The organism is Cupriavidus sp., from assembly GCF_057315035.1.
In genome coordinates this window covers 26,742-49,723 of sequence record NZ_DBHKYV010000040.1, presented here as the reverse complement: position 1 = coordinate 49,723, position 22,982 = coordinate 26,742, and the positions used below count along the sequence as shown (strand labels likewise).

General features: G+C 63.6%; 19 protein-coding genes and 1 tRNA gene. 9 read left to right on the top strand and 11 right to left on the bottom strand.

The window, feature by feature from the left end; all coding sequences use genetic code 11:
• Positions 1–367 precede the first annotated feature (367 nt).
• From ispB to ACO550_RS32185, 8 genes are all read left to right on the top strand, one after another.
• On the top strand, positions 368–1,297 hold the full coding sequence (ispB, locus tag ACO550_RS32220; protein ID WP_315596434.1) for an octaprenyl diphosphate synthase: 930 nt from the start codon (positions 368–370) through the stop codon (positions 1,295–1,297).
• 128 nt (positions 1,298–1,425) lie between these two features.
• A tRNA-Pro gene (locus ACO550_RS32215) sits at positions 1,426–1,502 on the top strand.
• A gap of 327 nt (positions 1,503–1,829) precedes the next feature.
• Positions 1,830–3,551 carry a type IV-A pilus assembly ATPase PilB gene (pilB, locus tag ACO550_RS32210; protein WP_315596397.1) on the top strand — a complete coding sequence of 574 codons (1,722 nt, stop codon included), beginning with the start codon at positions 1,830–1,832 and terminating at the stop codon, positions 3,549–3,551.
• Positions 3,552–3,729: 178 nt separating this feature from the next.
• A complete protein-coding gene (locus ACO550_RS32205) occupies positions 3,730–4,995 on the top strand; it encodes a type II secretion system F family protein (RefSeq protein ID WP_315596398.1) in 1,266 nt (421 codons plus the stop codon).
• 18 nt (positions 4,996–5,013) lie between these two features.
• Entirely contained in the window at positions 5,014–5,907 is an 894-nt protein-coding gene (locus ACO550_RS32200) for an A24 family peptidase (protein WP_315596399.1), read from the top strand.
• A 99-nt stretch (positions 5,908–6,006) separates the two neighbouring features.
• Entirely contained in the window at positions 6,007–6,630 is a 624-nt protein-coding gene (coaE, locus tag ACO550_RS32195) for a dephospho-CoA kinase (protein WP_315596400.1), read from the top strand.
• Positions 6,631–6,888: 258 nt separating this feature from the next.
• A complete protein-coding gene (gene zapD / locus ACO550_RS32190) occupies positions 6,889–7,647 on the top strand; it encodes a cell division protein ZapD (RefSeq protein WP_315596401.1) in 759 nt (252 codons plus the stop codon).
• An 8-nt stretch (positions 7,648–7,655) separates the two neighbouring features.
• Positions 7,656–7,847 (top strand): DNA gyrase inhibitor YacG, encoded by a 192-nt coding sequence (locus tag ACO550_RS32185; protein ID WP_315596402.1) that lies wholly within the window; start codon positions 7,656–7,658, stop codon positions 7,845–7,847.
• 26 nt (positions 7,848–7,873) lie between these two features.
• On the opposite strand, the gene ACO550_RS32180 is transcribed toward ACO550_RS32185, so the two are convergent.
• The 6 genes from ACO550_RS32180 to ACO550_RS32155 form a co-directional block, all read right to left on the bottom strand.
• Positions 7,874–9,904 (bottom strand): OPT family oligopeptide transporter, encoded by a 2,031-nt coding sequence (locus ACO550_RS32180; protein WP_315596403.1) that lies wholly within the window; start codon positions 9,902–9,904, stop codon positions 7,874–7,876.
• A 79-nt stretch (positions 9,905–9,983) separates the two neighbouring features.
• Entirely contained in the window at positions 9,984–10,427 is a 444-nt protein-coding gene (locus ACO550_RS32175; protein WP_315596404.1) for an NUDIX domain-containing protein, read from the bottom strand.
• A gap of 6 nt (positions 10,428–10,433) precedes the next feature.
• The gene (locus ACO550_RS32170; protein WP_315596405.1) at positions 10,434–11,324 is read right to left on the bottom strand and encodes a DUF815 domain-containing protein; all 891 of its coding nucleotides are present in this window, start codon (positions 11,322–11,324) and stop codon (positions 10,434–10,436) included.
• Between the two features lie 18 nt (positions 11,325–11,342).
• Complete coding sequence (gene argJ / locus ACO550_RS32165; RefSeq protein WP_315596406.1) at positions 11,343–12,569, bottom strand: bifunctional glutamate N-acetyltransferase/amino-acid acetyltransferase ArgJ; 1,227 nt, start codon at positions 12,567–12,569, stop codon at positions 11,343–11,345.
• A gap of 150 nt (positions 12,570–12,719) precedes the next feature.
• Positions 12,720–15,512, bottom strand: coding sequence for a preprotein translocase subunit SecA (secA, locus tag ACO550_RS32160; protein ID WP_315596407.1), 2,793 nt, complete (start codon positions 15,510–15,512; stop codon positions 12,720–12,722).
• Between the two features lie 230 nt (positions 15,513–15,742).
• On the bottom strand, positions 15,743–16,687 hold the full coding sequence (locus ACO550_RS32155) for a peptidoglycan DD-metalloendopeptidase family protein (protein ID WP_315596408.1): 945 nt from the start codon (positions 16,685–16,687) through the stop codon (positions 15,743–15,745).
• A gap of 101 nt (positions 16,688–16,788) precedes the next feature.
• Here ACO550_RS32155 and ACO550_RS32150 point away from each other — a divergent pair, with 101 nt between their 5' ends.
• Positions 16,789–17,292 (top strand): DciA family protein, encoded by a 504-nt coding sequence (locus ACO550_RS32150; protein ID WP_315596409.1) that lies wholly within the window; start codon positions 16,789–16,791, stop codon positions 17,290–17,292.
• A gap of 231 nt (positions 17,293–17,523) precedes the next feature.
• On the opposite strand, the gene lpxC is transcribed toward ACO550_RS32150, so the two are convergent.
• The 5 genes from lpxC to ACO550_RS32125 all read right to left on the bottom strand — a co-directional run bounded on the left by lpxC (position 17,524) and on the right by ACO550_RS32125 (position 22,955).
• Complete coding sequence (gene lpxC / locus ACO550_RS32145; protein ID WP_315596410.1) at positions 17,524–18,441, bottom strand: UDP-3-O-acyl-N-acetylglucosamine deacetylase; 918 nt, start codon at positions 18,439–18,441, stop codon at positions 17,524–17,526.
• A 153-nt stretch (positions 18,442–18,594) separates the two neighbouring features.
• A complete protein-coding gene (locus ACO550_RS32140) occupies positions 18,595–19,101 on the bottom strand; it encodes a redoxin family protein (protein ID WP_315596411.1) in 507 nt (168 codons plus the stop codon).
• A gap of 388 nt (positions 19,102–19,489) precedes the next feature.
• A complete protein-coding gene (ftsZ, locus tag ACO550_RS32135) occupies positions 19,490–20,680 on the bottom strand; it encodes a cell division protein FtsZ (protein ID WP_315596412.1) in 1,191 nt (396 codons plus the stop codon).
• A 146-nt stretch (positions 20,681–20,826) separates the two neighbouring features.
• Positions 20,827–22,059 carry a cell division protein FtsA gene (gene ftsA / locus ACO550_RS32130; RefSeq protein ID WP_061955279.1) on the bottom strand — a complete coding sequence of 411 codons (1,233 nt, stop codon included), beginning with the start codon at positions 22,057–22,059 and terminating at the stop codon, positions 20,827–20,829.
• On the bottom strand, positions 22,056–22,955 hold the full coding sequence (locus ACO550_RS32125) for a cell division protein FtsQ/DivIB (RefSeq protein ID WP_315596413.1): 900 nt from the start codon (positions 22,953–22,955) through the stop codon (positions 22,056–22,058). Before ACO550_RS32125 ends, ftsA begins: the two co-directional genes overlap by 4 nt.
• Positions 22,956–22,982: the final 27 nt, after the last annotated feature.

The window sequence follows — 22,982 nt, the reverse complement described above, 5'->3', positions numbered from 1 at the left end:
AGACCGGTTTACGGAAAATCGCAAAGGAAACAACAAGATACCTGCCGAAGGCAGCGCTGCGGCGGGTAACGCACCCAGCGGTGCGCGAAGCTCAGGTCAAGTCGGCCAGCAGGAACCCGGCCAGGGCGGCAAAAGCCACCCACAGGGCGGTGCGGCGGACATGCCGGCGAGATACGGTGGGCTTGTCCATGCCCGCATTATAGGTGTGCCGCCGCATGCCCCGAAACCCAGAGTTTCCCTTCCAACCGCGCTTGCCGACCGTCATACGCGCACGCGCATCGCATATAATCCTCCGGTTTTGCGAAACGGTGATCTGATCTTGTCCCAGTCTTCCGCCACTGCCTTGCTTGCCCCGGTCGCTGCCGACATGCGCGCCGTTGACGCTGTCATTCGCCGACGCCTGTCGTCGGAAGTCCCGTTGGTCGAGCAGATCGGCGAGTACATCATCGGCGCCGGCGGCAAGCGCCTGCGCCCGGTGATCCTGCTGCTGTCCGCTCGCGCATTCGGCTATGAGGGACATCGCCATCACGAACTGGCCGCGGTGGTGGAGTTCATCCACACCGCCACGCTGCTGCATGATGACGTGGTCGATGAATCGGAACTGCGCCGCGGCCGGCAGACCGCCAACGCGGTGTTCGGCAATGCGGCAAGCGTGCTGGTGGGCGACTTCCTGTATTCGCGCGCCTTCCAGATGATGGTGGAAGCCGGCAGCATGCGCATCATGGAGATTCTCTCCAACGCCACCAACGTGATTGCCGAAGGTGAAGTGCTGCAGCTGCTGAACATGCACGACCCTGACGTCACCGTGGAGCGTTACCTGCAGGTGATCCGCTACAAGACTGCCAAGCTGTTCGAGGCCTCGTCGCAACTCGGCGCCGTCCTGGCCGGCGCCGACGCCACCATGGAAGAAGCCGCCGCCGAATATGGCCGCCGCATCGGCACCGCGTTCCAGCTGATCGACGACATGCTCGACTACACGGCCAGCGCCGAGCAGATGGGCAAGAATGCCGGCGACGACCTGCGCGAAGGCAAGCCCACACTGCCGCTGCTGCACCTGATGGAGCATGGCACGCGCGAGCAGCGCGAACTGGCGCGCGATGCCATCGTGCAAGGCGGCACCGAGCATTTCGACGCGGTGTTCTCGGCAATCCACGCCAGCGGCGCGCTCGATGTGACATTCGCCGCCGCACAACGCGAAGCCGAAGCCGCCGAGAAGGCCGCGATGCAATTCCCGGATTCACCGCTCAAGAACACGCTGATCGAACTGTGCGAGTTCTCGCTGCAACGCCAGAGCTGACGAAGAAGCTGGCCAAGTGCGACGGCACCGCATGCATTTTCTTGAGGCAGGCCTTCCCATCCGCTGGAAACGCTGTTAAACTTTTCTTCTTTGCTGCTGACGAAGCTTAATCAGGCAGCGAGAGAAATCGGGGTGTAGCTTAGCCTGGTAGAGCGCTACGTTCGGGACGTAGAGGCCGGAGGTTCGAATCCTCTCACCCCGACCAGATTTCAGAAAAGCCGAATCAAGGAAACTTGATTCGGCTTTTTGCTTTGGGGCGGCGCATTGCGAATGTCCTTTCTCTTTCGCCCCCCTCCTCGCACCCAGAACACCCATCGCCTAGCACCGGAACCCCGCCCCCGCGCAAGTAGGGTTGCAGCCGTGTCGCGCAAACGCCAACGCGCGCGCGGGCTGGCTTTACAAAAAGTGACCCCGGCGGCAAACTGCCTCGATCCGGGACCCTCGCCCCGCACGATCCCGCCGCAGTCAACCGCGCCGCCCGCCGTTGTTGTCACCCCACCGGCAGCCTGCGCACCTTGCACAGTATTTCGCCATGACACTAGGCCTCGCGCTTGCCCAGAGCCGCCGGATCGCGCCAGCGCTGCTTGCCCAGCTGGAACAATCTGCGCGGGAAAAGAAGACTCAGCTGATCGACGAAATCATCGGCAGTGGCACGATGTCCGCGCACGACGTGGCGATCTTCGCCGCCGACAAGTACCAGTTGCCGCTGCTCGACCTGTCCGAATACAACCTCAACCGCGTGCCGCCTGCGCTGGCGGGCAATCGCGAGTTCCACGCGCATCGGTTGCTGCCGCTGGGCCGGCGTGAAAACCGGCTGCTCGTCGCCATGTCCGATCCGGCCAACCAGGCCGGTGTCGAGGTCATCCGCCAGAAGTTCAACCTGCCGGTGGAAACGGTGGTGGTCGAGCACGACAAGCTCATGAAGCATGTACGGTCCGCTGGCGAAGCGATCGGCACGCTCAAGAACGTGTCGCCGGTCACCCCTACCGCGCAGAAAATGATCGAGTACGACCCGAGCGCCGCTGCCGCGGCACGCAAGGGTCCGGGCAACGAGATCGACGACGCGCCCGTGGTGCGCTTCCTGCAAAAGTTGCTGAACGAAGCGTTCAATCGTGGCGCCTCGGACCTTCACTTCGAGCCGTTCGAGTTCTTCTATCGCATCCGCTTCCGCGTAGATGGCGTGCTGCAGGAGGTTGCCCGCCCGCCGCTCGACATCCGCGACAAGGTCGCCACCCGCATCAAGGTGCTGTCGCGCCTGGACATCTCTGAGAAGCGCGTCCCGCAGGACGGTCGCATGAAGCTGCTGATCTCGGTCCCCAAGGACAAGGACAGCAAGGAAACGATCGACAAGGCCATCGATTTCCGCGTCTCGACACTGCCCACGCTGTTTGGCGAGAAGATCGTGATGCGGATTCTCGATTCGTCGACCGACAAGCTCGATATCGACCAGCTTGGCTACGAGCCCGAGCAGAAGGCATTGCTGCTCGAAGTCATCAAGCGCCCCTACGGGATGGTGCTGGTGACCGGCCCGACCGGCAGCGGCAAGACCGTGTCGCTCTATACGTTCCTGAACATGCTGAACCAGGGCGACATCAATATTTCCACGGCCGAAGACCCGGCGGAAATCCAGTTGCCGGGCATCAACCAGGTCAACGTCAACGACAAGGCGGGCCTGACCTTCGCGGCGGCGCTCAAGTCGTTCCTGCGGCAGGATCCGGACATCATCATGGTCGGCGAAATCCGCGACCTGGAAACCGCGGACATCTCGATCAAGGCCGCGCAGACCGGCCACCTTGTACTGTCCACACTCCACACCAACGATGCGCCTACCACGCTGACCCGCCTGATGAACATGGGCGTGGCACCGTTCAATATCGCGTCGTCAGTGCTGATGATCACGGCACAGCGGCTGGCGCGCCGGCTCTGCACCTGCAAGCGCGCGGGCGAGCTGGCGCCGCAGGTGCTGATCGACGCGGGCTTCACGGAGGCCGATACCGATGGAAGCTGGCAGCCTTACCACCCGGTGGGCTGCGAGCGCTGCAACGGCAGCGGGTACAAGGGCCGCTGCGGTATCTACCAGGTCATGCCGATCACGGAAGCCATGCAACAGATCATCCTGTCGCACGGTACCGCACTGCAGATTGCCGAACAGGCCCGCAAGGATGGCGTACTATCGTTGCGCGAAGCCGGCCTGAAGAAGGTCAAGCAGGGCGTCACGTCGCTGGAAGAGGTATTGGCGACTACGAATAACTAGCGCAACAGGCAACACGCAACACGCAACAGGCAATACAGAAGACGGTTTGAAACGGGACTGACCAGGCGCGCGGCCGGGCCAGTACTGCGAACGGGAAGGCCGCGCGAACGGCGCCAGCATCGACATGCCGGCGACGCAAAAACAATAGTCATAAATTGTCATAGTCGGGGGTCATATCATGGCGACGCGCGCACCAGCGGCGAGCGCCCGGACGGCAGCGCCGTCACGGGCCAAATCAGGGCGGAAAGCGCCCACGCAATACATCTTCGAGTGGGAAGCCAAGGACCGCAAGGGCAAGGCGTTCAAGGGCGAGCAGCGCGCCGAGAGCCAGGCCGAGGTCACGGCCACCTTGCGCAAGCAGGGCCTGACCGTCGTCAAGATGAAGAAGCGCAAGGCGGCGCGCGGCAAGAAGATTACCGAGAAGGACATTGCGTATTTCACGCGCCAGTTGTCGACCATGCTCAAGGCGGGCATTCCGCTGCTGCAGTCGATCGACATCATCGCGCGCGGCCACGCCAACCCGAATTTCACGCAGCTGCTCAATGACATCCGCTTCGATATCGAGGCCGGCAGCAGCATGGCCACGGCGTTCCGGCGCCAGCCCAAGTACTTCGACACGCTGTACTGCAACCTGATCGACGCCGGCGAGCAAGGCGGTATTCTCGATGCGCTGCTAGAGCGGCTGTCGCTCTATATGGAAAAGAGCATCGCGCTGAAGAGCCAGATCAAGTCCGCGATGATCTACCCGATCGCGGTGCTGACCGTGGCCTTCGCGGTGACCGTGGTGCTGATGATCTTCGTGATCCCGGCCTTCAAGGGCGTGTTCTCGAGCTTTGGCGCCGCCCTGCCCGCGCCAACCCAGGTCGTGATCGGCATGTCGGACTTCTTTGTCGAGTACTGGTACCTGATCATCGGCATCCCGGTCTTCTCAATCATCGGTTACTTCCGCGCGCGCAAGACATCGGAGAAAGTGCAGCGCTGGCATGACAAGGCACTGCTGAAGATGCCGATTTTCGGCAGCCTGTTCCGCAAGGCCGTGATCGCGCGCTGGACCCGTACCCTGGCCACCATGTTCGCGGCGGGCACGCCGCTGGTGGAGTCGATGGAATCGGTGGCCGGTGCTGCTGGCAACTGGCTCTACTATGACGCGACCCGCGAAATCGAACAGGCCGTGCGCATCGGTACCAGCCTGACCAACGCCATGCAGGCCACGCACGTGTTCGACAACATGGTGCTGCAGATGACCCAGATCGGTGAGGAATCCGGTGCGCTGGACAACATGCTGCTCAAGGTGGCCGAGTTCTACGAGCGCGAGGTGGACGATGCCGTGGCGGCCATTTCGAGCCTGATCGAGCCGCTGATCATCGTGATCCTGGGGGTGCTGATCGGTGGCATGGTGGTGGCCATGTACCTGCCGATCTTCAAGCTGGGCCAGGTGGTCTAACGACGGATGGTGTGACGCATGCAAGCTGTATTCGGACCAGGTGGCGCCGCCACCCTGGCAACGCTGGCGGCCCTGCCGCCGGCTTTCCTGGTAGCGGCGGCCGGCCTGGTGGGCCTGCTGGTGGGTAGTTTCCTCAATGTGGTGATCCATCGCCTGCCGAAGATGATGGATTACGACGAGGCCAACTACATTGCCGAAGTCCGCGGCGAGCCATTGCCGCATCCCGCGCGCTACAACCTCATGGTGCCCCGCTCGGCGTGCCCGCACTGCGGGCACCGGATTGCCAGCTGGGAAAACATTCCAGTCATCAGCTATCTGTTCCTGCGCGGCAAGTGCTCGTCGTGCAAGGCGCCGATCTCGATTCGGTACCCGCTCGTGGAAGCCGTGACGGGCGTGCTCAGCGCGCTGGCAATGTGGCACTTCGGCCCGACCGTCCAGGCGCTGGCGGCGATTGCCATGATCTGGGCGCTGGTGGCACTGTTCATGATCGATGCCGATACGCAGTTGCTGCCAGACCAGATCACATTGCCGCTGTTGTGGCTGGGCTTGCTGCTGAACCTGCAGGGGTGGTTTGCGCCGCTGGCCGACGCCGTGATCGGTGCGGCGGCCGGCTACCTGGTGCTGTGGAGTGTCTACTGGGTCTTCAAGCTCGTGCGCGGCCGCGAAGGCATGGGCTACGGCGATTTCAAGCTGATGGGCGCGCTGGGGGCCTGGTTCGGCTGGCAGGCGTTGCCGGCGCTGATCCTGATGTCGTCGATCGTGGGCGCCGTGATCGGCGGCGCAATGTTGCTCGTCCAGCGCAAGGGCAGCGAGACCACGTTCCCGTTTGGCCCGTATATTGCCGGCGCGGGCCTGCTGGTGCTGTTCTTCGGCCCGGACGTCCTACCGCTGGGACTGGTGGCCGGCCACTAGCCAGCGCTAGCCAGCACTAGCCAGGTCCACACGCGCGCCGACCGGCGGCGCAAAGCTGGTATCGTTGGCGGCATTCGCCAATGGAACGACTGTTGCCCCATGCTGGAAATCGGCCTTACTGGTGGTATCGGCTCAGGCAAGACGCGCGTCGCGGACATGTTTGCCGCGCACGGCGCCGCGCTGATCGATACCGATCTGCTTGCCCATGAAATCACCGCGCCCGGCGGCGCCGCGATCGAGCCGCTCGTACAGGCGTTTGGCAGCGGTTGCCTGCGGCCCGATGGCGCGATGGACCGTGACGCGATGCGCGCGCTGGTGTTTTCCGATCCGTCGGCCAAATCCAGGCTCGAAGGCATCACCCATCCGCTGATCCGCCAGCTGACCGAATCCCGCGCGGCCGCGATTCGCGCCGCAGGGCAACATCCCTATCTGATCTACGTCGTGCCGCTGCTGGTGGAATCGGGCAGCTGGCGCGCGCGTGTTGGCCGCGTGCTGGTGGTTGATTGCCACGAGGAGACCCAGGTGGCGCGCGTGATGTCACGCAACGGGTTCACGCGCGAGCAGGTTCAGGCCATCATGCAGAAGCAGGCCACGCGCGCCGCGCGGCTGGCCGTGGCCGACGATGTGATCGACAACGATGGTCCACCCGACGCGTTGGCACCACAAGTGGCGCGGCTCGATGTGCAGTATCGCAAGCTGTCGGCCGCACAGACCGGCGCATAGGCGTTGCGGGCGCATCCGTTCGCATGCGTGACGCCCCGCGTACGCCGCTCGGGGCAGATTCGATTTGTCCTCAGGGCCCGACTCGCATAGAATGCGCTGAAACATGCCGGCAAATGCAAATGTGCAACGCGTGATGATGTTCGGCCCTTGCGCCGCGACTCGAACGCGACCATTGCACAGAGGAAACCGGCACCGGGCCGCACAAGCGCCCTTGCCCGAAATGAACCGCCGCCACGGCGCGCAGCACCGGATACCGACTTGATCCTGTACGAATATCCTTTCAACGAACGCATCAGGACGCTCCTGCGCCTGGAAGACCTGTTCGATCGGCTGGATTATTTCCTCGGGCAGGAACATCCGCTACAGCACCACGTTGCCATCACCACGATCTTCGAGATCATCGATGTGGCCGGGCGTGCCGATCTCAAGACCGACCTGATCAAGGAACTCGAGCGCCAGCGCCAGGCCCTGGCCCCGCTGCGCGCGAATCCGCAGATCGACCAGGATGCGCTGGTCAGCGTCATCACCGAGATCGAGCAAGGCATCGCCGCGCTGAACCAGACCGTTGGCAAGGCCGGCCAGTTGCTGACCGACAACGAGTGGCTGACCAGCATCCGCAGCCGCGCCATCATTCCCGGCGGCACTTGCGAATTCGATCTTCCCGCCTACTTTGCCTGGCAACATCGGCCCGCCGACGATCGGCGCGCCGATATCCTCAAGTGGGCGCGACCGCTGGCCTCGCTGCGCATGGGCGCGATGATCGTGCTGCGCCTGCTGCGCGAATCTGGCCAAAGCGGCAAGGTGATCGCAACGGGCGGCAGCTATCAGCAAATGCTCTCGGGCCGCAGCTATCAGCTGATGCAGGTCTACCTGGACGAGTCGCTGCTGGCGTTTATCCCCGAGATGAGCGCCAACAAGTACATGCTCTGGGTCCGCTTTACCCAGCAGGACGGCGACATGCGACCGCGCTCCGTCGACGCCGACATTCCGTTCCTGCTCAAGCTCTGTAATTTCTGAAGTCCCAGATGCCCGCCGTCGTCAAATGTCCCACCTGTGGCAAGGATGTAGCCTGGGTGCCGGAAAACAAGTTCCGCCCGTTCTGCTCCGATCGCTGCAAGCAGATCGATCTCGGCGCATGGGCCGCCGAAAAATACGTGATTGGCGGCAAGCCGGACGAAACCCCATCGCCGGATTTGCCGGCGGATGAAGACGACTAGCTGAGGATTTTCTCCCAAACACATAGTCACCGCGCCGCCAGCACGCGGCGGCAGAATCCGATACACACGGCAATAAAAGCAGCCAGACCCAGCCATTGGGCCGTGACGGCAAACCCTTCTCCGGCCAGCGCCAGCGGTGCCTCCTTGCCCGACAGGCCGATCACCGCGGCCAATGCCACGCCAACCAGGCTTTCCCCGACGATCAGCCCCGACGCAAGCAGTGTGCCGCGCCGTTCGGCGTGATCGAGCACGGTCCTCACGTCGTCGCCACGTGCTTCGGCGCGTCGCCGTTCCATGCGCAACAGCCACCACGACAACACCGCCCCCACCACCAGCGCCGAACTGATCGTCGGCGGCAGGTAGATACCAATACCCACGGCCAGCACCGGCAGGCGCGCCGTCCCGCCGCGCCTGCGCAGCATCTCGTCGATCGAGATCAGCACCACGCCCAGGGCGACGCCGATCAGGATCATGGTCCAGTTAAGCTGATGCGTGAAAATGCCGGTCGCAATCGCGGTCATCAGCGTGGCTTGCGGTGCCGCGAGTGCCTGGTTGGGATCCATGTCCGCGCGCGGCAATGCGCCGGCAAAACCATAGGCGTTGTAGAGCAGTTCAAGCACTGGCGGAATCACCGCCGCGCCGACCACACAGCCAATCAGCAAGGCAACCTGCTGGCGCCACGGCGTGGCGCCCACCAGCCAGCCCGTCTTCAGGTCCTGCAGGTTGTCGTTCGAGATCGACGCCACGGCCACCACGGCCGACGTGGTGAAAATCGCCAGCGCGATCGCAAACTTGCCGCCGGCAGGCGTATCGAGCAGGCCATCGAGCGTGCCCAGGCCCAGGATCAGCAGCGAGACCAGAATCACGGCAATGATGCCAATCCCCGAAATCGGACTGGCCGACGAGCCGACCAGCCCGGCCATGTAACCGCACGCGGCAGCCACCAGGAAGCCGAACACGAATGCGAACAGCACCGCGCAAGCGACAAGCCTCCACTGCGCGCTGGCTTTGAGCGGCGCAGGTGCGAGGAAATGGGCAAATGTCAGCGCCAGCACTACCAGCAGCACCAGCGTGATGACGCCGATCCATAGCGCCGGCATGTCACGCTGCGTACGCGGCATCTGACCGCCCGGGCCAGCCGCACCGCCGCGCAGGGCTCCCATCGAGGCCCGCACGCCCTGCACCATCGGCTTGAACAACGTGCCAAGCGTCCAGATCGCCGCGATGCCAATCGTGCCAGCGCCAATAAAGCGTGCCTGCGAGCTCCAGACCGACGTGCCGAAGCTCTGCAACGTCGCGCCCGACGGCATGGGAGTCACCGCGGTCAGCCACGGCACCGCGATGCCCCAGGTCAGCACCAGTCCAAGCAACATGGCCAGCCCGCCGACAATGCCGACCAGATAGCCCGCCCCCACCAGCGCCAGCGAAAATCCCATCGACAGCCGTACCACCGATGCGCCCACCGCGAACCACGCGTTCGCGCCTTCAGCCAGTACGCGCAGGCCGCCCGCCGCAAAGCTGAACAGGCCCGCAGCCACCCCACCGGCCAGCAGGTCGGCCATGCCGGTTGCCTGCTGCTTGCCCGTGGCATCCTGGCCGGCGCTGCCCACGCGCAGGATCTCGGCTGCCGCCACGCCTTCGGGGTATGGCAGATCGCTCTGCACCACCATCGCATGGCGCAGCGGAATGCTGAAGATCACGCCCAGCATGCCCCCGGCCGCGCAGATCGCCAGCGTCTGCCAGAATGGAAACCCCTGCCAGTGCCCCAGCATGACCAGGCCCGGCAGGATAAAGATGATCGACGACAAGGTGCCGGCAGCCGATGCCTGCGTCTGCACCATATTGTTCTCAAGGATGTTCGCGCGCGGGAACAGTCGCAGCACGGCCATCGAGATCACGGCGGCCGGGATCGCCGACGAGAACGTGAGCCCGACCTTGAGGCCAAGATAGATATTGGAAGCGGTGAAGACCACCGTGATCAAGGCACCAAGGATGATGCCCCGTAGCGTCAGTTCGGGCAGCGAAACGGCGTCATCGATACGATCGACACGTTGCATTGAGCCTCCTGATTCGTGTTGGTTGGCTGGTTGGTTGCAAAAAAAAAGCCCGGCCAAAGCCGGGCTTTTCTTACTACATTCAGCTGCCGCGCGATTCCTCGGCCAGCCAGTCGACGACCGGGATCGTCGCCGGTAGCAGCGGCCCCACATCCACGGGCACCGCCTGCCACGCAAACGCCTGGCCTTCGCGGCCGACCGGGTCGCCGCGCCAGTCGGTGATCTTGCAGAAATACAGCCGCACATAGGCATGCGGATAGTCATGTTCCAGCGTGTGCCAGCGTTCGCTGTGCACGATATCGAGCCCGAGCTCCTCGTGCAGCTCGCGCGCCAGCGCGGCCTCCACGGACTCCCCCGGCTCCAGCTTGCCGCCCGGGAATTCCCAGTAACCTTCGTACGGCTTGCCCGCCGGGCGCTGTGCCAGCAGGAAACGGCCGTCGGGCTGGATCATTACGCCAACCGCCACTTCGGTGACCTTGCGCGTCTGCCCGTCGGCCGTTGTCACGGTTTCCACCTGACCAGTCATGCCCGATTATTCCTTGTCCGCAATGAACGGCTTGCCATGCTTGCCACCCCAGTCGCGCGCAAATTGCCACGCCACGCGACCCGAGCGCGATCCGCGCTCCAGGGCCCACACCAGTGCATCACCGCGCGCCGCCTCGATATCGGTCGGCGTGCAACCGAAATGCGAGAGCCAGTGGCCCACGATGGCCAGGTACTCATCCTGCTTCGGCGGATAAAACGACAGCCACAGGCCAAAGCGCTCCGACAGCGAGATCTTCTCTTCCACCACCTCGCCCGGATGGATCTCGCCATCGGCCGTGTGGTGGTAGGTCTCGTTGTCCTTCATGTACTCGGGCAACAAATGGCGCCGGTTCGACGTGGCATAGATCAGCACGTTGTCCGATTGCGCCGCCACCGAGCCGTCGAGCGCCGATTTCAGCGACTTGTAGCCCGATTCGCCTTCCTCGAACGACAGGTCATCGCAGAAAACCACGAAGCGTTCCGGACGCGATGCAAGTTTTTCAACGATATCGCCGAGGTCGCCCAGATCGTCCTTGTCGACTTCCACCAGACGCAAGCCATCCTGCACGAATTCGTTCAGGATCGCCTTGATCAGGGACGACTTGCCGGTGCCACGCGCGCCGGTCAGCAGCACGTTGTTGGCGGGCAGGTTCTTCACGAACTGCCGCGTATTGGCCACGATCGAATCCTTCTGTCGATCAATGTTCTTCAGATCGTTCAGATGGATCGGCGGCAACTGGCGAATTGCCTGCAGATAGCCGATATTGCCAAACAGGCTTTGCCGCTTGCGCCAGCGAAACGCTACCGCCTCCTTCCAGTCCGCGTCGGTCAATTCCGGCGGCAGCCATTGTTCAAGACGGGCAAGGAAACCATCGAGGCGGGTAGCAAGATCGGACATGGGGCGCTTCTTTTCGAATTACGAACGGTAGTCGGCGTTGATCGACACGTAGTCGTGCGAGAGGTCGCAGGTCCACACGGTGGCCTCGGCATTGCCACGGCCCAGGGCGATACGGACGGTGATCTCGGCCTGCTTCATCACGCGCTGGCCGTCTTCTTCACGATACTCGGGGTTGCGGCCGCCATCGCGTGCCACCCAGACGTCGTCGAGCCACAGGTTCACGCGGTCGACATCGAGGTCGTTCACACCGGCATAGCCGATTGCCGCCAGGATGCGGCCAAGATTGGGGTCCGACGCATAGAACGCAGTCTTGACCAGCGGGGAATGCGCCACGGCATAGGCGATCTGGCGGCACTCGGCCACATCCTTGCCGCCTTCGACGCGGATCGTCATCAGCTTGGTGGCGCCTTCGCCATCGCGCACGATCATCTGCGCCAGCTCCTGGGCCAGTGCGGTCACCGCATCGCGCAGCGCTTCGAACGCCGGACCTTCGGCGGTGCTGACATTGGCACCCGACTTGCCCGAGGCAATCAGCACGAACGAGTCATTGGTCGACGTATCGCCATCGATCGTGATGCTGTTGAACGAGTGGTCGGCCGCATGCGCCACCAGCTTCTGCAGCACCGGCTGGGCCACGGCGGCGTCCATGGCGATAAAGCCGAGCATCGTTGCCATGTTCGGGCGGATCATGCCGGCACCCTTGCTGATACCCGACAGCGTCACGGTCTTGCCGTCGATCTGCACCGTGCGCGATGCCGCCTTGGGCTGCGTATCGGTGGTCATGATCGATTCGGCGGCGGCCAGCCAGTTATCGGCGCGCGCATTGGCGATTGCCGCCGGCAGCGCGGCGGTCAGGCGATCCACCGGCAATTGCTCCAGGATCACGCCCGTCGAAAACGGCAAGACCTGGTTCGCGGCAATACCGAGCTGCTTCGCCAGCGCTTCGCAGGTGGCGCGCGCCGCGGCCAGGCCCGGCTCACCGGTACCCGCATTGGCATTGCCCGTGTTGACCACGAGTGCGCGGATGCCTGCGCCCGCGGCCAGATGCTCGCGGCAGACCTGGACCGGTGCCGCGCAAAAACGGTTCTGCGTGAACACGCCAGCCGCCGTGCTGCCCTCGGCCACCTTCACCACGAGCACGTCCTTGCGATTGGCCTTGCGGATGCCACCCTCGGCCCAGCCGAGTTCGACTCCAGCGACGGATTTCAGGTTTTCTGCCTGGGGCAGTGGCAGGTTCACGGGCATGTTCGTTTCCTCGAATTCTCTGATCGTCTCTGATCTCTGGTGCATCTGACGAACATGCCCGCTTGATACACAGATCAAGCGGGCATGTCCTGGTACATGGTCGGTGTCGTGCGTCACATCCGCACGCTCACCGGCAGTTGCGGCTTGCGTTCAGCTCAGCTTGCCGTGGCACTGCTTGAACTTCTTGCCCGATCCGCACGGGCACGGATCGTTGCGGCCAACCTTGGGCATGCCGGCGAATTCCACATCGCCGCCGCCCATGGCCGCCATCGCGGCGGCTGCCGTGCTGCTGCGCGGCGACGCGCGCTCCACGGGTTCGGCACCTTCGGCAAACTCGTCATGCTTGTACTGCACGTTCTCTAGGTGCGAAAGACCTTCCTCGATCTGCTCGGACGCCTGTTCAAGCTGCTCCGGCGACTGGATCTGCACGTTGAACACCACGCGCGTGACTTCGCTCTTGATCACGTCGAGCAGGCGCGCAAACAGTTCGAACGACTCGCGCTTGTATTCCTGCTTCGGATCCTTCTGCGCGTAGCCGCGCAGATGAATGCCCTGGCGCAGGTGATCGAGCGCGGCCAGGTGTTCACGCCAATGGGTGTCGATGCTTTGCAGCATCACCGAGCGCTCGAAGCCGGCAAACGACTCGCGGCCTACCTGGCCTACCTTGGCGTCGTAGGTCTCACGCGCCGTCGACAGGATCAGGTTCAGCAGTTCATCGTCCTCGATGCTCTGCGCGCCCTCGATGGTCTTGGCCAGCGGTACTTCCAGGCTCCAGTCGTCACGCAGGCGCTGCTCCAGGCCGACGATATCCCACTGCTCTTCCATGCTCTCCGCAGGCACATGGTCGCGGAACAGTTCGATGATTACGCTCTCACGCAGGTTGGCCACCATGTCGCCAACATCCTGGGCTTCGAGCACGTCGTTACGAAGCTTGTAGATTTCCTTGCGCTGGTCGTTGGACACATCGTCGTACTGCAGCAGCTGCTTGCGGATATCGAAGTTGCGGCCTTCCACCTTGCGCTGCGCCGATTCGATCGAGCGCGTCACGATACCGGCCTCGATCGGCTCGCCCTCTGGCATCTTCAGGCGTTCCATGATCGCGCGCACGCGGTCGCCGGCAAAGATACGCAGCAACTGGTCGTCCAGCGACAAGTAGAAGCGCGACGAACCCGGGTCACCCTGGCGGCCGGCACGGCCGCGCAGCTGGTTGTCGATCCGGCGCGATTCATGACGCTCGGTACCCACGATATGCAGGCCACCGGCCGCCTTGACCTGCTCGTGCAGGGACTGCCATTCGTTCTTGAGATGGTCGATCTTCGCGGCCTTCTCGGCATCCGACAGGCCCGCGTCGGCTTCGATAAAGCCCGACTGCTTCTCGACATTGCCGCCAAGCACGATGTCGGTACCACGGCCGGCCATGTTGGTGGCGATCGTGATCATCTTCGGACGGCCTGCCTGGGCCACGATTTCGGCTTCGCGCTCATGCTGCTTGGCGTTCAGCACCTGGTGCGGCAGCTTTTCCTTGTTCAGCAGGTCCGACAGGTATTCGGAAGTCTCGATCGACGTGGTACCCACCAGCACCGGCTGGCCGCGCTCGAAGCAGTCGCGGATATCGCGTACCACGGCGTCGTAGCGCTCCTTCGACGTCTTGTAGATCTGGTCCTGCAGGTCCTTGCGCTGGGCCTGGCGGTTGGTCGGGATCACCACCACTTCCAGGCCGTAGATTTCCTGGAATTCGTAGGCTTCGGTGTCGGCTGTACCGGTCATGCCGGCCAGCTTCTCGTACATGCGGAAGTAGTTCTGGAACGTGATCGTGGCCAGCGTCTGGTTTTCCTGCTGGATCGTCACGCCTTCCTTGGCTTCCACGGCCTGGTGCAGGCCGTCGGACCAGCGGCGGCCCGTCATCAGGCGGCCCGTGAATTCATCGACGATCACCACTTCGTCGTTCTGCACCACATAGTGCTGGTCGCGATGGAACAGGCTTTGCGCACGCAGGGCAGCGTACAGATGATGCATCAGCGTGATGTTCTGCGGCGCGTAGAGCGACTCGCCCTCGCTGATCAGGCCCTGGGCGGCCAGGATCTGCTCGGCCTTCTCGTGGCCGGCCTCGGTCAGGTAGACCTGATGGCCCTTCTCGTCGACGTAGTAGTCGCCCGGCTTCTCGACGCCGGTGCCGTCCGCCTTTTCCTCGCCGATCTGGCGCTCCAGCAGCTTCGGAATGCCGTTCATGCGCTGGTAGAGGTCGGTCTGGTTCTCGGCCTGACCCGAGATGATCAGCGGCGTACGCGCTTCATCGACCAGGATCGAGTCCACTTCGTCGACGATCGCGTAGTGCAGCGGCCGCTGCACGCGCTGCGACGGGTCGTAGACCATGTTGTCGCGCAGATAGTCGAAGCCGAACTCGTTATTGGTGCCGTAGGTGATGTCCGAGTTGTAGGCCACCTGCTTCTGGTCATGCGGCATCTGCGACAGGTTCACACCCACCGACAGGCCCAGGAAGTTGTACAGGCGCCCCATCCACTCGGCATCGCGCTGGGCCAGGTAGTCGTTCACCGTCACCACGTGCACGCCCTTGCCGGTCAATGCATTGAGGTACACGGCCAGCGTGGCGGTCAGCGTCTTGCCTTCGCCGGTGCGCATTTCGGCGATCTTGTTGTCGTTCAGCACCATGCCGCCGATCATCTGGACGTCGAAATGGCGCATCTTCATGACGCGCTTGCTGGCCTCGCGGCAGACGGCAAAGGCCTCGGGAAGCAGCGCTTCAAGCGATTCGCCGCCCGCGTGGCGCTGACGGAACGTCTCGGTCATGCCACGCAGCTCGTCGTCCGAAAGCGCTTCGAACTTCGGCTCCAACGCGTTGATCTGCACGACCGTGCGAAGATATTGTTTGATCAGCCGTTCGTTGCGGCTGCCGAAGACTTTCTTGAGAAGGCCCGTGATCATCGAGTGCTTTCACCTGCGCTGACGCCCTGCCTGGGCAGGACCAGCACGAGGTATGGGTAGATTGGCGCGAAACGCCGAGTTTATCATGTGCCGATGTCCTGACCGGGCGTGTTGCCAGCACAGATTCTGCACATGTGCAACATGCCTGGTCCAGTTGCCTGGCGGCGTGCTCAGCAGGTTGGGACAGCCGGGCCAGCTTCAATGTTCCGCATTGCCCCCATGTGTGGGGTTCAGCGAATCGCCGAGCGGTCCGTGGGTACCGGCGCGGCCGCCAGCGGTGCCTGGGCGGGCGCAGGCGCCGCCGCGCTCAGGAATGCGCCCGGGTTGCGCGGTATGCCGTTCACATGCACCTCGAAATGCAGGTGTGCGCCCGTGGACCTGCCGGTACTGCCCACTCGCCCGATCAGCTGGCCCGGGCGCACCAGGTCACCTGCCTTTACCAGCGCTTTCGACGCATGCGCGTAACGTGTCTTGAGCCCGTCGCCGTGATCGATATCGATCATGTTGCCGTACTCGGGATGCCATTCGGATGCCACCACCACGCCACCCGCTGCAGCCAGGATCGGTGTGCCGGATGGCGCGACAAAGTCCACGCCTTCGTGCCGGGTGCGCCGGCCAGTGAACGGGTCGAGACGCGTGCCGAAGCCCGATCCGTCGTAGCCCGCTGCCACCGGCATCACGCTGGGCTGGCGGCGTTCGCGTAGTAGCCGGTCCATCAGTGCGGTCTCGATGACATCGAAATAGTCGGCGCGATGGTCGGCCTGCTCGCCCAGCCGCGCAAGTTCGTCGCGCAGTTCGGGCAGCGTCAGGTCGCTGGACAACGCCGGGCTGGCCGGGCCGCCGCGTGCCGGGCGATGGCGGAAATCGAACTCCTGGGGCGCGATCCCGACCATGCCGGAGACCCGTTCGCCGAGTGCGTCGAGTCGCACCATGCGGGCCTGCAGCTCGCCCAGGTGGGCAGCCATCACGGCAAGGTTCTCACGCAGGTAAGTATTGTCGCGTGCCTGGCGCGACAGTTCGGGCGCCGCCTGGTTGCGCGCCACCAGCCACGTCAGTCCCGACGAAGCGGCCGCCACCAACAGGCAAAGCGCAATGGCGAGCAGCGTCACGCGCACGCGTGTCAACTGAAAACGGAATACCCGCGGCTCGCGCGGATGCAGCACGATGATTTGCATGACCTTCCCATCCCCAAGACGGAGCCACACGGCTCCGGTGTGCATGCAGGCATCGCATCCCGGCTCTCGGACGGGCAGGGATTGCGCGCTAGAATGCGTGCATGCGCTTGTTCACCCACCACGCTTTCCAGACACCTTCAGCCAAGCCACTCAACGACTGGCTGGCCAAGGCCGGGCCGGTTTCTGCACTGATGCAGACGGCACGGCAACTGGCGTCACTGGAAGCGGAAGTCTTTGCGCTGCTGCCACCAGCAATGCGGGCCGGGATTGCCGTTGCCGGTATCAAGACCGACGGCCGGGGACCGCAAACGGAGCAGACGCTGCTGTTGCTGGCCGCCCATGGCGCGGCGGCGGCGCGGGTTCGACAGGTGGTGCCGACACTACTTTCCCGGTTGCAACAACGTGGCTCGAAGGTTACTGCAATCCGTGTGCGGGTACAACCCGAGGTAGGCCGCGCAGACTGGGACACCGGTCCGGTTGAGCGCAAGCCGCGTGGTGCGAACATCCCTGCCAACGGACTGCAAAGCATGGATGAGCTTGCCCACAACCTCGAGGCATCGCCATTGCGGGATGCGGTGGAGGCCTTGCTGGCCCGGCATCGGTAGATCGGTAGGGTGTGTTGATTTGCTCCCCTCGCCCGCAACGCGGGAGAGGGGCCGGGGGAGAGGGCCAGCGCATCAAGATGCGTTGGTCGCATTTTGAACCGCTTTGCCCTCTCCCCCACCCCTCTCCCACTGCGTGGGCGAGGGGTGCGCATAACAACGGCTACAAGTACCAGACTAAAAAACCCCGCGCTCTTGCGAGTCGCGGGGTTTTTGCTTGATGCTTGACGTCGATCAGGCGAAGGCTGGCTGCACCTGCGGCAGGAAAGCCACCGGGGCTTCCTCGACCTTGTCGAAGGTTACGAATTCGTAGGCTTCCTGGTCCGCCAGCAGCGCACGCAGCAGCTGGTTGTTCAGGCCATGGCCCGACTTGTGGGCGATGTACGAGCCGATCAGCGGATGGCCCACCACGTACAGGTCGCCGATGGCGTCGAGAATCTTGTGGCGCACGAACTCATCGCCATAGCGCAGTTCCTCGTTGTTCAGCATGCGGTGCTCGTCGAGCACGATCGCATTGTCGAGGCTACCGCCACGGGCCAGGCCCATTTCGCGCAGCGCTTCCACTTCATGGGCAAAACCGAACGTACGGGCACGGGCAATCTCGCGCACGTAGCTGGTGTCGGCAAAATCGATCGAGAACGTCTGGCCGGTCTTGTCGACAGCCGGATGGCGGAAGTCGATCGTGAACGCGAGCTTGAAACCGAAGAACGGCTCGAGCCGGGCCAGCTTGTCGCCCTCGCGCACTTCGACGGCCTTCTTTACGCGAATGAAGCGCTTGGCCGCCGGTTGCTCTTCAATACCGGCCGACTGCAGCAGGAACACGAACGACGCGGCGCTGCCGTCCATGATCGGAATTTCCTCGGCGTCCACATCGACATAGAGATTGTCGATACCGAGACCGGCGCAAGCCGACATCAAGTGCTCGACCGTGGAAACGCGCGCGCCGTTCTTCTGCAGCACCGAAGCCAGGCGCGTATCGCCGATGGCCGAGGCGGCGGCGGGAATCTCCACCGGTTCCGGCAGGTCGACGCGGGTGAAGACGATGCCGGCATCGGCGGGAGCGGGCCTCAGCGACAGCGTCACCTTGCGACCCGAGTGCAAACCAATGCCGACCGTCTTCACCAGGGATTTGATAGTGCGCTGTTTGAGCATGACGGCCTCAACTATTATTAAAAGCTATTGGGCTTAAAAACCAATAACGCGATACTACCACCACTCGGTGTATTGCGCTGCACCACTTTGTGTCGGGGTGTTAGGCATTGTTAATGGAGAGCCCAATAAGCCACTTAACAGACACGCTTCGTGTCAGGCGCGCAACGCTTCCAATACAGCTTCGGCGCTGCTGACCTTGAATTCGCCCGGCTCCTCGACAAACAGGTGCGAGACCACACCGTCGTCGATCACCATGGCATAGCGCTTGGCCCGTACACCAAGTCCGCGCTGGCTCAAGTCCTGGTCCAGACCGAGGCCCTTGGCCCATTGCGCCGCGCCATCGGCCATCATGCGCACCTTGCCGCCGGCCTTCTGCTCACGGCCCCAGGCCCCCATCACGAACGCGTCGTTGACCGAGTGGCACCAGACTTCGTCCACACCAGCGGCGCGCAGCGCGTCGTTGAGCTTCAGGTAGCCGGGCACGTGCTTGGCCGAGCAGGTCGGCGTGAACGCACCGGGCAGTCCGAACACGACGATCTTCTTGCCCTTGACCAGTTCGGCAACCGGGAACGCATTGGGACCCAGCGAGCATCCGCCGGCTTCGGTTTCAAAGAACTCGTACAACGTGGCGTCCGGGACGCGCTGGCCAACTGCGATCATGGAAATCTGTCCTCTCAGGAAAAACCCTGCATGCATCATAGGGGCGGATGCCGTCGCAACCAAGCGGGACGGATCGCAGGTGCAGCAGGAAATACCTTGCCTTGGAAACGCCACGCGGCGCGTCTGGATAGACGCGCCGCGCGGACGGAGACATCCCGCAACCGGGGGGGCGGGAAACCAGTCCGGGGAGGCGGCCGATGGCCTGCCTACCCCGGCAACGGGATGCGATGGACTACGTATGGCACGGGCACAGCACAGCCGGGCACGCTGACGGGTTGCGTCAGTCCAGGCGTTGGCCGAGCGGATAGGGAGCGCTCGGGCGACGCGGATCGGACCTTGAACAACCTGCCAGGCGCGCGACTGTTGCCGCTGCCCTGCCGGCGCCCACTCAGTCTGCCTGCTTGCGCAGGAAGGCCGGGATGTCGTACGTGTCCACACCCTTCTCCTGCAGCGCCGCCACGTGGGCCGATGCCGACTCACGCGAACTGCGCCACACTGCCGGGGTATCCAGGTTGCTGTAGTCCGGCGCGGCATGCGACGGGGCAGCGGTCAGGCCTGCCATCATCTGCACCGGGATGTTGTCCGTGCCGGTCTTCAGCAGCGTCATCGGCTGCTGCTTCTTGGCCGAACGGCCCAGGCCCGTGGCCACCACGGTCACGCGCAGCGCGTCGCTCATCGAATCGTCGTACACCGTACCGAAGATCACGGTCGCATCCTCCGCGGCATAGCTGCGGATCGTGTTCATGACTTCCTTGGTTTCCGACAGCTTCAGCGAACGGCTGGCCGTGATGTTGACCAGCACGCCACGCGCGCCGGACAGGTCCACGCCTTCCAGCAGCGGGCTGGCCACGGCCTGCTCGGCCGCCAGGCGGGCGCGGTCCACGCCGGACACGGTCGCCGTGCCCATCATGGCCTTGCCCTGCTCGCCCATCACCGTCTTCACGTCTTCGAAGTCGACGTTCACGAGACCGTCGACATTGATGATTTCGGCAATGCCGGCCACGGCGTTATGCAGCACGTCGTCGGCGCACTGGAAGCACTTGTCCATCTCGGCGTCGTCGCCCATGACTTCGAACAGCTTCTCGTTGAGCACAACGATCAGCGAATCCACCGACGACTCCAGCTCGCTCGAACCATGTTCGGCCACCTTGGCGCGACGCGCACCTTCGAACTCGAACGGCTTGCTGACCACGCCCACGGTCAGGATGCCCATTTCCTTGGCCACCTGCGCCACGATCGGCGCGGCACCGGTACCGGTACCGCCGCCCATGCCGGCAGTGATGAAGACCATGTGCGCACCGCGCAGGGAATCGGCAATCTGCTCGCGCGCCGTTTCAGCGCAGTTGCGACCCACTTCCGGCTTGGCGCCGGCACCCAGACCCGAATTGCCGAGCTGCAGGACGCGCGACGCCGTCGAGCGCTTCAGTGCCTGGGCGTCGGTGTTCATGCAAATGAATTCCACGCCCTGCACACCACGGCTGATCATGTGCTGCACGGCGTTGCCGCCCGCGCCACCCACGCCCACCACCTTGATGATGGTGCCGTCCTGAATCTCCGTTTCGATCATGTCAAAGTCCATCACTGCCTCCGAGAAGAATCAGTCCCCAAACGCTGCAGCCTCCCCGCCGCAACCCTTGGTTTCTGAACAAAAAACCATCAAAGAACTACTAGCCAATAAAACCGTTTGAAATACGTTGCGCCAAACCTAGCTGACACATTCCGGCATCAGAAGTTGCCGACAAACCATTCCTTCATGCGGGTCCATACCTGCTTGACCTGCCCGCTCTGCACGGCCACCTTGCGGCCACGCATGCGTTGCACGCAGCCTTCCTGCAGCAAACCCATCACCGTGGAATAGCGCGGGCTCTTCACCACCTCGTGCAGGTTGCCGCGATACTCGGGCACACCCACTCGCACGGGCTTCAGGAAGATGTCCTCACCCAGTTCCACCATGCCCGGCATCATCGCCGTACCGCCGGTAATCACCACGCCCGACGACAGCAATTCCTCGTAACCCGATTCGCGCACCACCTGGTGCACCAGCGAATAGAGTTCCTCGATACGCGGCTCGATCACCGCGGCCAGCGCCTGGCGGCTCAGCGTGCGCGTGCCGCGGTCGCCTACGCCAGGCACCTCGATCATGTCTTCCGGATCGGCGATCGCCTGCTTGGCGATGCCGTACTGCATCTTGATATCCTCGGCGTCCGGCGTCGGCGTGCGCAGTGCCATGGCGATATCGTTGGTGATCTGGTCGCCGGCAATGGGGATCACCGCCGTATGGCGGATCGCACCTTCGCTGAAGATGGCGATGTCGGTGGTGCCGCCGCCGATATCGACCAGCACCACGCCCAGTTCCTTCTCGTCCTCAGTCAGCACGGCCAGGCTCGATGCCAGCGGCTGCAGGATCAGGTCGTGCACTTCCAGGCCGCAGCGGCGCACGCACTTGACGATGTTCTGGGCCGCGCTGACCGCGCCAGTGACGATATGCACCTTCACTTCCAGGCGGATGCCGCTCATGCCGATGGGCTCGCGCACATCTTCCTGGCCGTCGATGATGAATTCCTGCGTCAGGATGTGCAGGATCTGCTGGTCGGTCGGGATATTCACCGCCTTGGCGGTTTCGATCACGCGGGCCACGTCGGTCTGCGTGACTTCCTTGTCCTTGATTGCCACCATGCCGCTGGAATTGAAGCTGCGGATGTGGCTGCCGGCGATGCCCGTGAACACCTCGGCAATCTTGCAGTCGGCCATCAGTTCGGCCTCCTCCAGCGCACGCTGGATCGACTGCACGGTGGCCTCGATGTTGACCACGACCCCCTTCTTCAGACCCTTGGACTCGGACTGGCCCATCCCGATGACCTCATAGCTGCCGTCGGGGCGCAGTTCCGCCACCACGGCCGCCACCTTCGAGGTGCCGATATCGAGACCGACCAGTAGGTCCTTGTATTCCTTGCTCATCGAGTTTTCTCCGCGTTCTTACTCTTGAGTCGCGTCGGATTGTTGTTGGTGTTACCGGCCGAAGCCGCCTGTGGGGTTGCCGCGCCCGCCGCCTTGGCCGCGGCCTTGGCTGCGGCGGCTGCCTGCGCATCGGTCAGGAAGCGCACGCTGGCCGTGCGGATCGCGAAACCGTTCGGGTAGCGCAGATCGGCATACTCGATCTGCTTGCCCCATTGCTCCGTCAGCTGCGGCCACGACGCCACGAAGCGCTTGACCCGCGCTTCCATCGCCGTCCGGTCCTCGTCGGTCTGCTCGCGCCCGAACTCGATCACCATGCCGTTGGACAACCTGGCGCGCCACGCATAGCGCCCCGACAACGCCACCGCCAGCGGTTCGACCTTGATCGGCTTGAACCACTCACGCATGATCTCGAGCTTCCCGACCACGTCTTCCTCGCTGTCCGGCGGCCCGTCCAGCGCCAGCAGCTGGGCATCCTCTTCGGCCTCGGCGGTATTGGCCACGAACACCTCGCCATAGGTGTTGATCAGCCTGCCGCTGTCCGCGCCGCCCCAGGTGCCAAGGGCTTCGTGCTCTTCCACCTGCACCGCGAGGCCGTTCGGCCATTCGCGCCGCACGCTGGCATGGCGCACCCACGGCACCGATTCAAAAGCCTGGCGCGCGGCGTTGAGATCCAGCGTGAAGAAATTGCCCGACAGCTTGCCCAGCGCATTGGCGCGTACGCTCGGCGCATTCACGTGCCGCAACTGACCGCCACCCATCGATGTCAGTTCCACATGGGTGATGGCGAACACAGGCCGTTGCGCCAGCCACAGCAGGCCGGCGCCGAGCGCCATGAGCGCCACCAGCGCGTATAGCGCTGAGGCGATCAGGTTAAGCAGGCGCGCGTTTTGCCACATGTTCGTCAGTCAGGCGTATTGCCGGTT

What these genes read in the sequence shown, in the direction of transcription:
- ACO550_RS32180 (WP_315596403.1), bottom strand. Translation starts at nt 9,904, where the DNA reads ATGCAACGTGTCGATCGTATCGATGACGCCGTTTCGCTGCCCGAACTG.
- ACO550_RS32125 (WP_315596413.1), bottom strand. Translation starts at nt 22,955, where the DNA reads ATGTGGCAAAACGCGCGCCTGCTTAACCTGATCGCCTCAGCGCTATAC.
- ispB (WP_315596434.1), top strand. Translation starts at nt 368, where the DNA reads ATGCGCGCCGTTGACGCTGTCATTCGCCGACGCCTGTCGTCGGAAGTC.
- ACO550_RS32185 (WP_315596402.1), top strand. Translation starts at nt 7,656, where the DNA reads ATGCCCGCCGTCGTCAAATGTCCCACCTGTGGCAAGGATGTAGCCTGG.
- ACO550_RS32170 (WP_315596405.1), bottom strand. Translation starts at nt 11,324, where the DNA reads ATGTCCGATCTTGCTACCCGCCTCGATGGTTTCCTTGCCCGTCTTGAA.
- ACO550_RS32150 (WP_315596409.1), top strand. Translation starts at nt 16,789, where the DNA reads ATGCGCTTGTTCACCCACCACGCTTTCCAGACACCTTCAGCCAAGCCA.
- ACO550_RS32140 (WP_315596411.1), bottom strand. Translation starts at nt 19,101, where the DNA reads ATGATCGCAGTTGGCCAGCGCGTCCCGGACGCCACGTTGTACGAGTTC.
- ACO550_RS32205 (WP_315596398.1), top strand. Translation starts at nt 3,730, where the DNA reads ATGGCGACGCGCGCACCAGCGGCGAGCGCCCGGACGGCAGCGCCGTCA.
- ACO550_RS32200 (WP_315596399.1), top strand. Translation starts at nt 5,014, where the DNA reads ATGCAAGCTGTATTCGGACCAGGTGGCGCCGCCACCCTGGCAACGCTG.
- ftsZ (WP_315596412.1), bottom strand. Translation starts at nt 20,680, where the DNA reads ATGGACTTTGACATGATCGAAACGGAGATTCAGGACGGCACCATCATC.
- lpxC (WP_315596410.1), bottom strand. Translation starts at nt 18,441, where the DNA reads ATGCTCAAACAGCGCACTATCAAATCCCTGGTGAAGACGGTCGGCATT.
- coaE (WP_315596400.1), top strand. Translation starts at nt 6,007, where the DNA reads ATGCTGGAAATCGGCCTTACTGGTGGTATCGGCTCAGGCAAGACGCGC.
- ACO550_RS32175 (WP_315596404.1), bottom strand. Translation starts at nt 10,427, where the DNA reads ATGACTGGTCAGGTGGAAACCGTGACAACGGCCGACGGGCAGACGCGC.
- ACO550_RS32155 (WP_315596408.1), bottom strand. Translation starts at nt 16,687, where the DNA reads ATGCAAATCATCGTGCTGCATCCGCGCGAGCCGCGGGTATTCCGTTTT.
- ftsA (WP_061955279.1), bottom strand. Translation starts at nt 22,059, where the DNA reads ATGAGCAAGGAATACAAGGACCTACTGGTCGGTCTCGATATCGGCACC.
- argJ (WP_315596406.1), bottom strand. Translation starts at nt 12,569, where the DNA reads ATGCCCGTGAACCTGCCACTGCCCCAGGCAGAAAACCTGAAATCCGTC.
- secA (WP_315596407.1), bottom strand. Translation starts at nt 15,512, where the DNA reads ATGATCACGGGCCTTCTCAAGAAAGTCTTCGGCAGCCGCAACGAACGG.
- pilB (WP_315596397.1), top strand. Translation starts at nt 1,830, where the DNA reads ATGACACTAGGCCTCGCGCTTGCCCAGAGCCGCCGGATCGCGCCAGCG.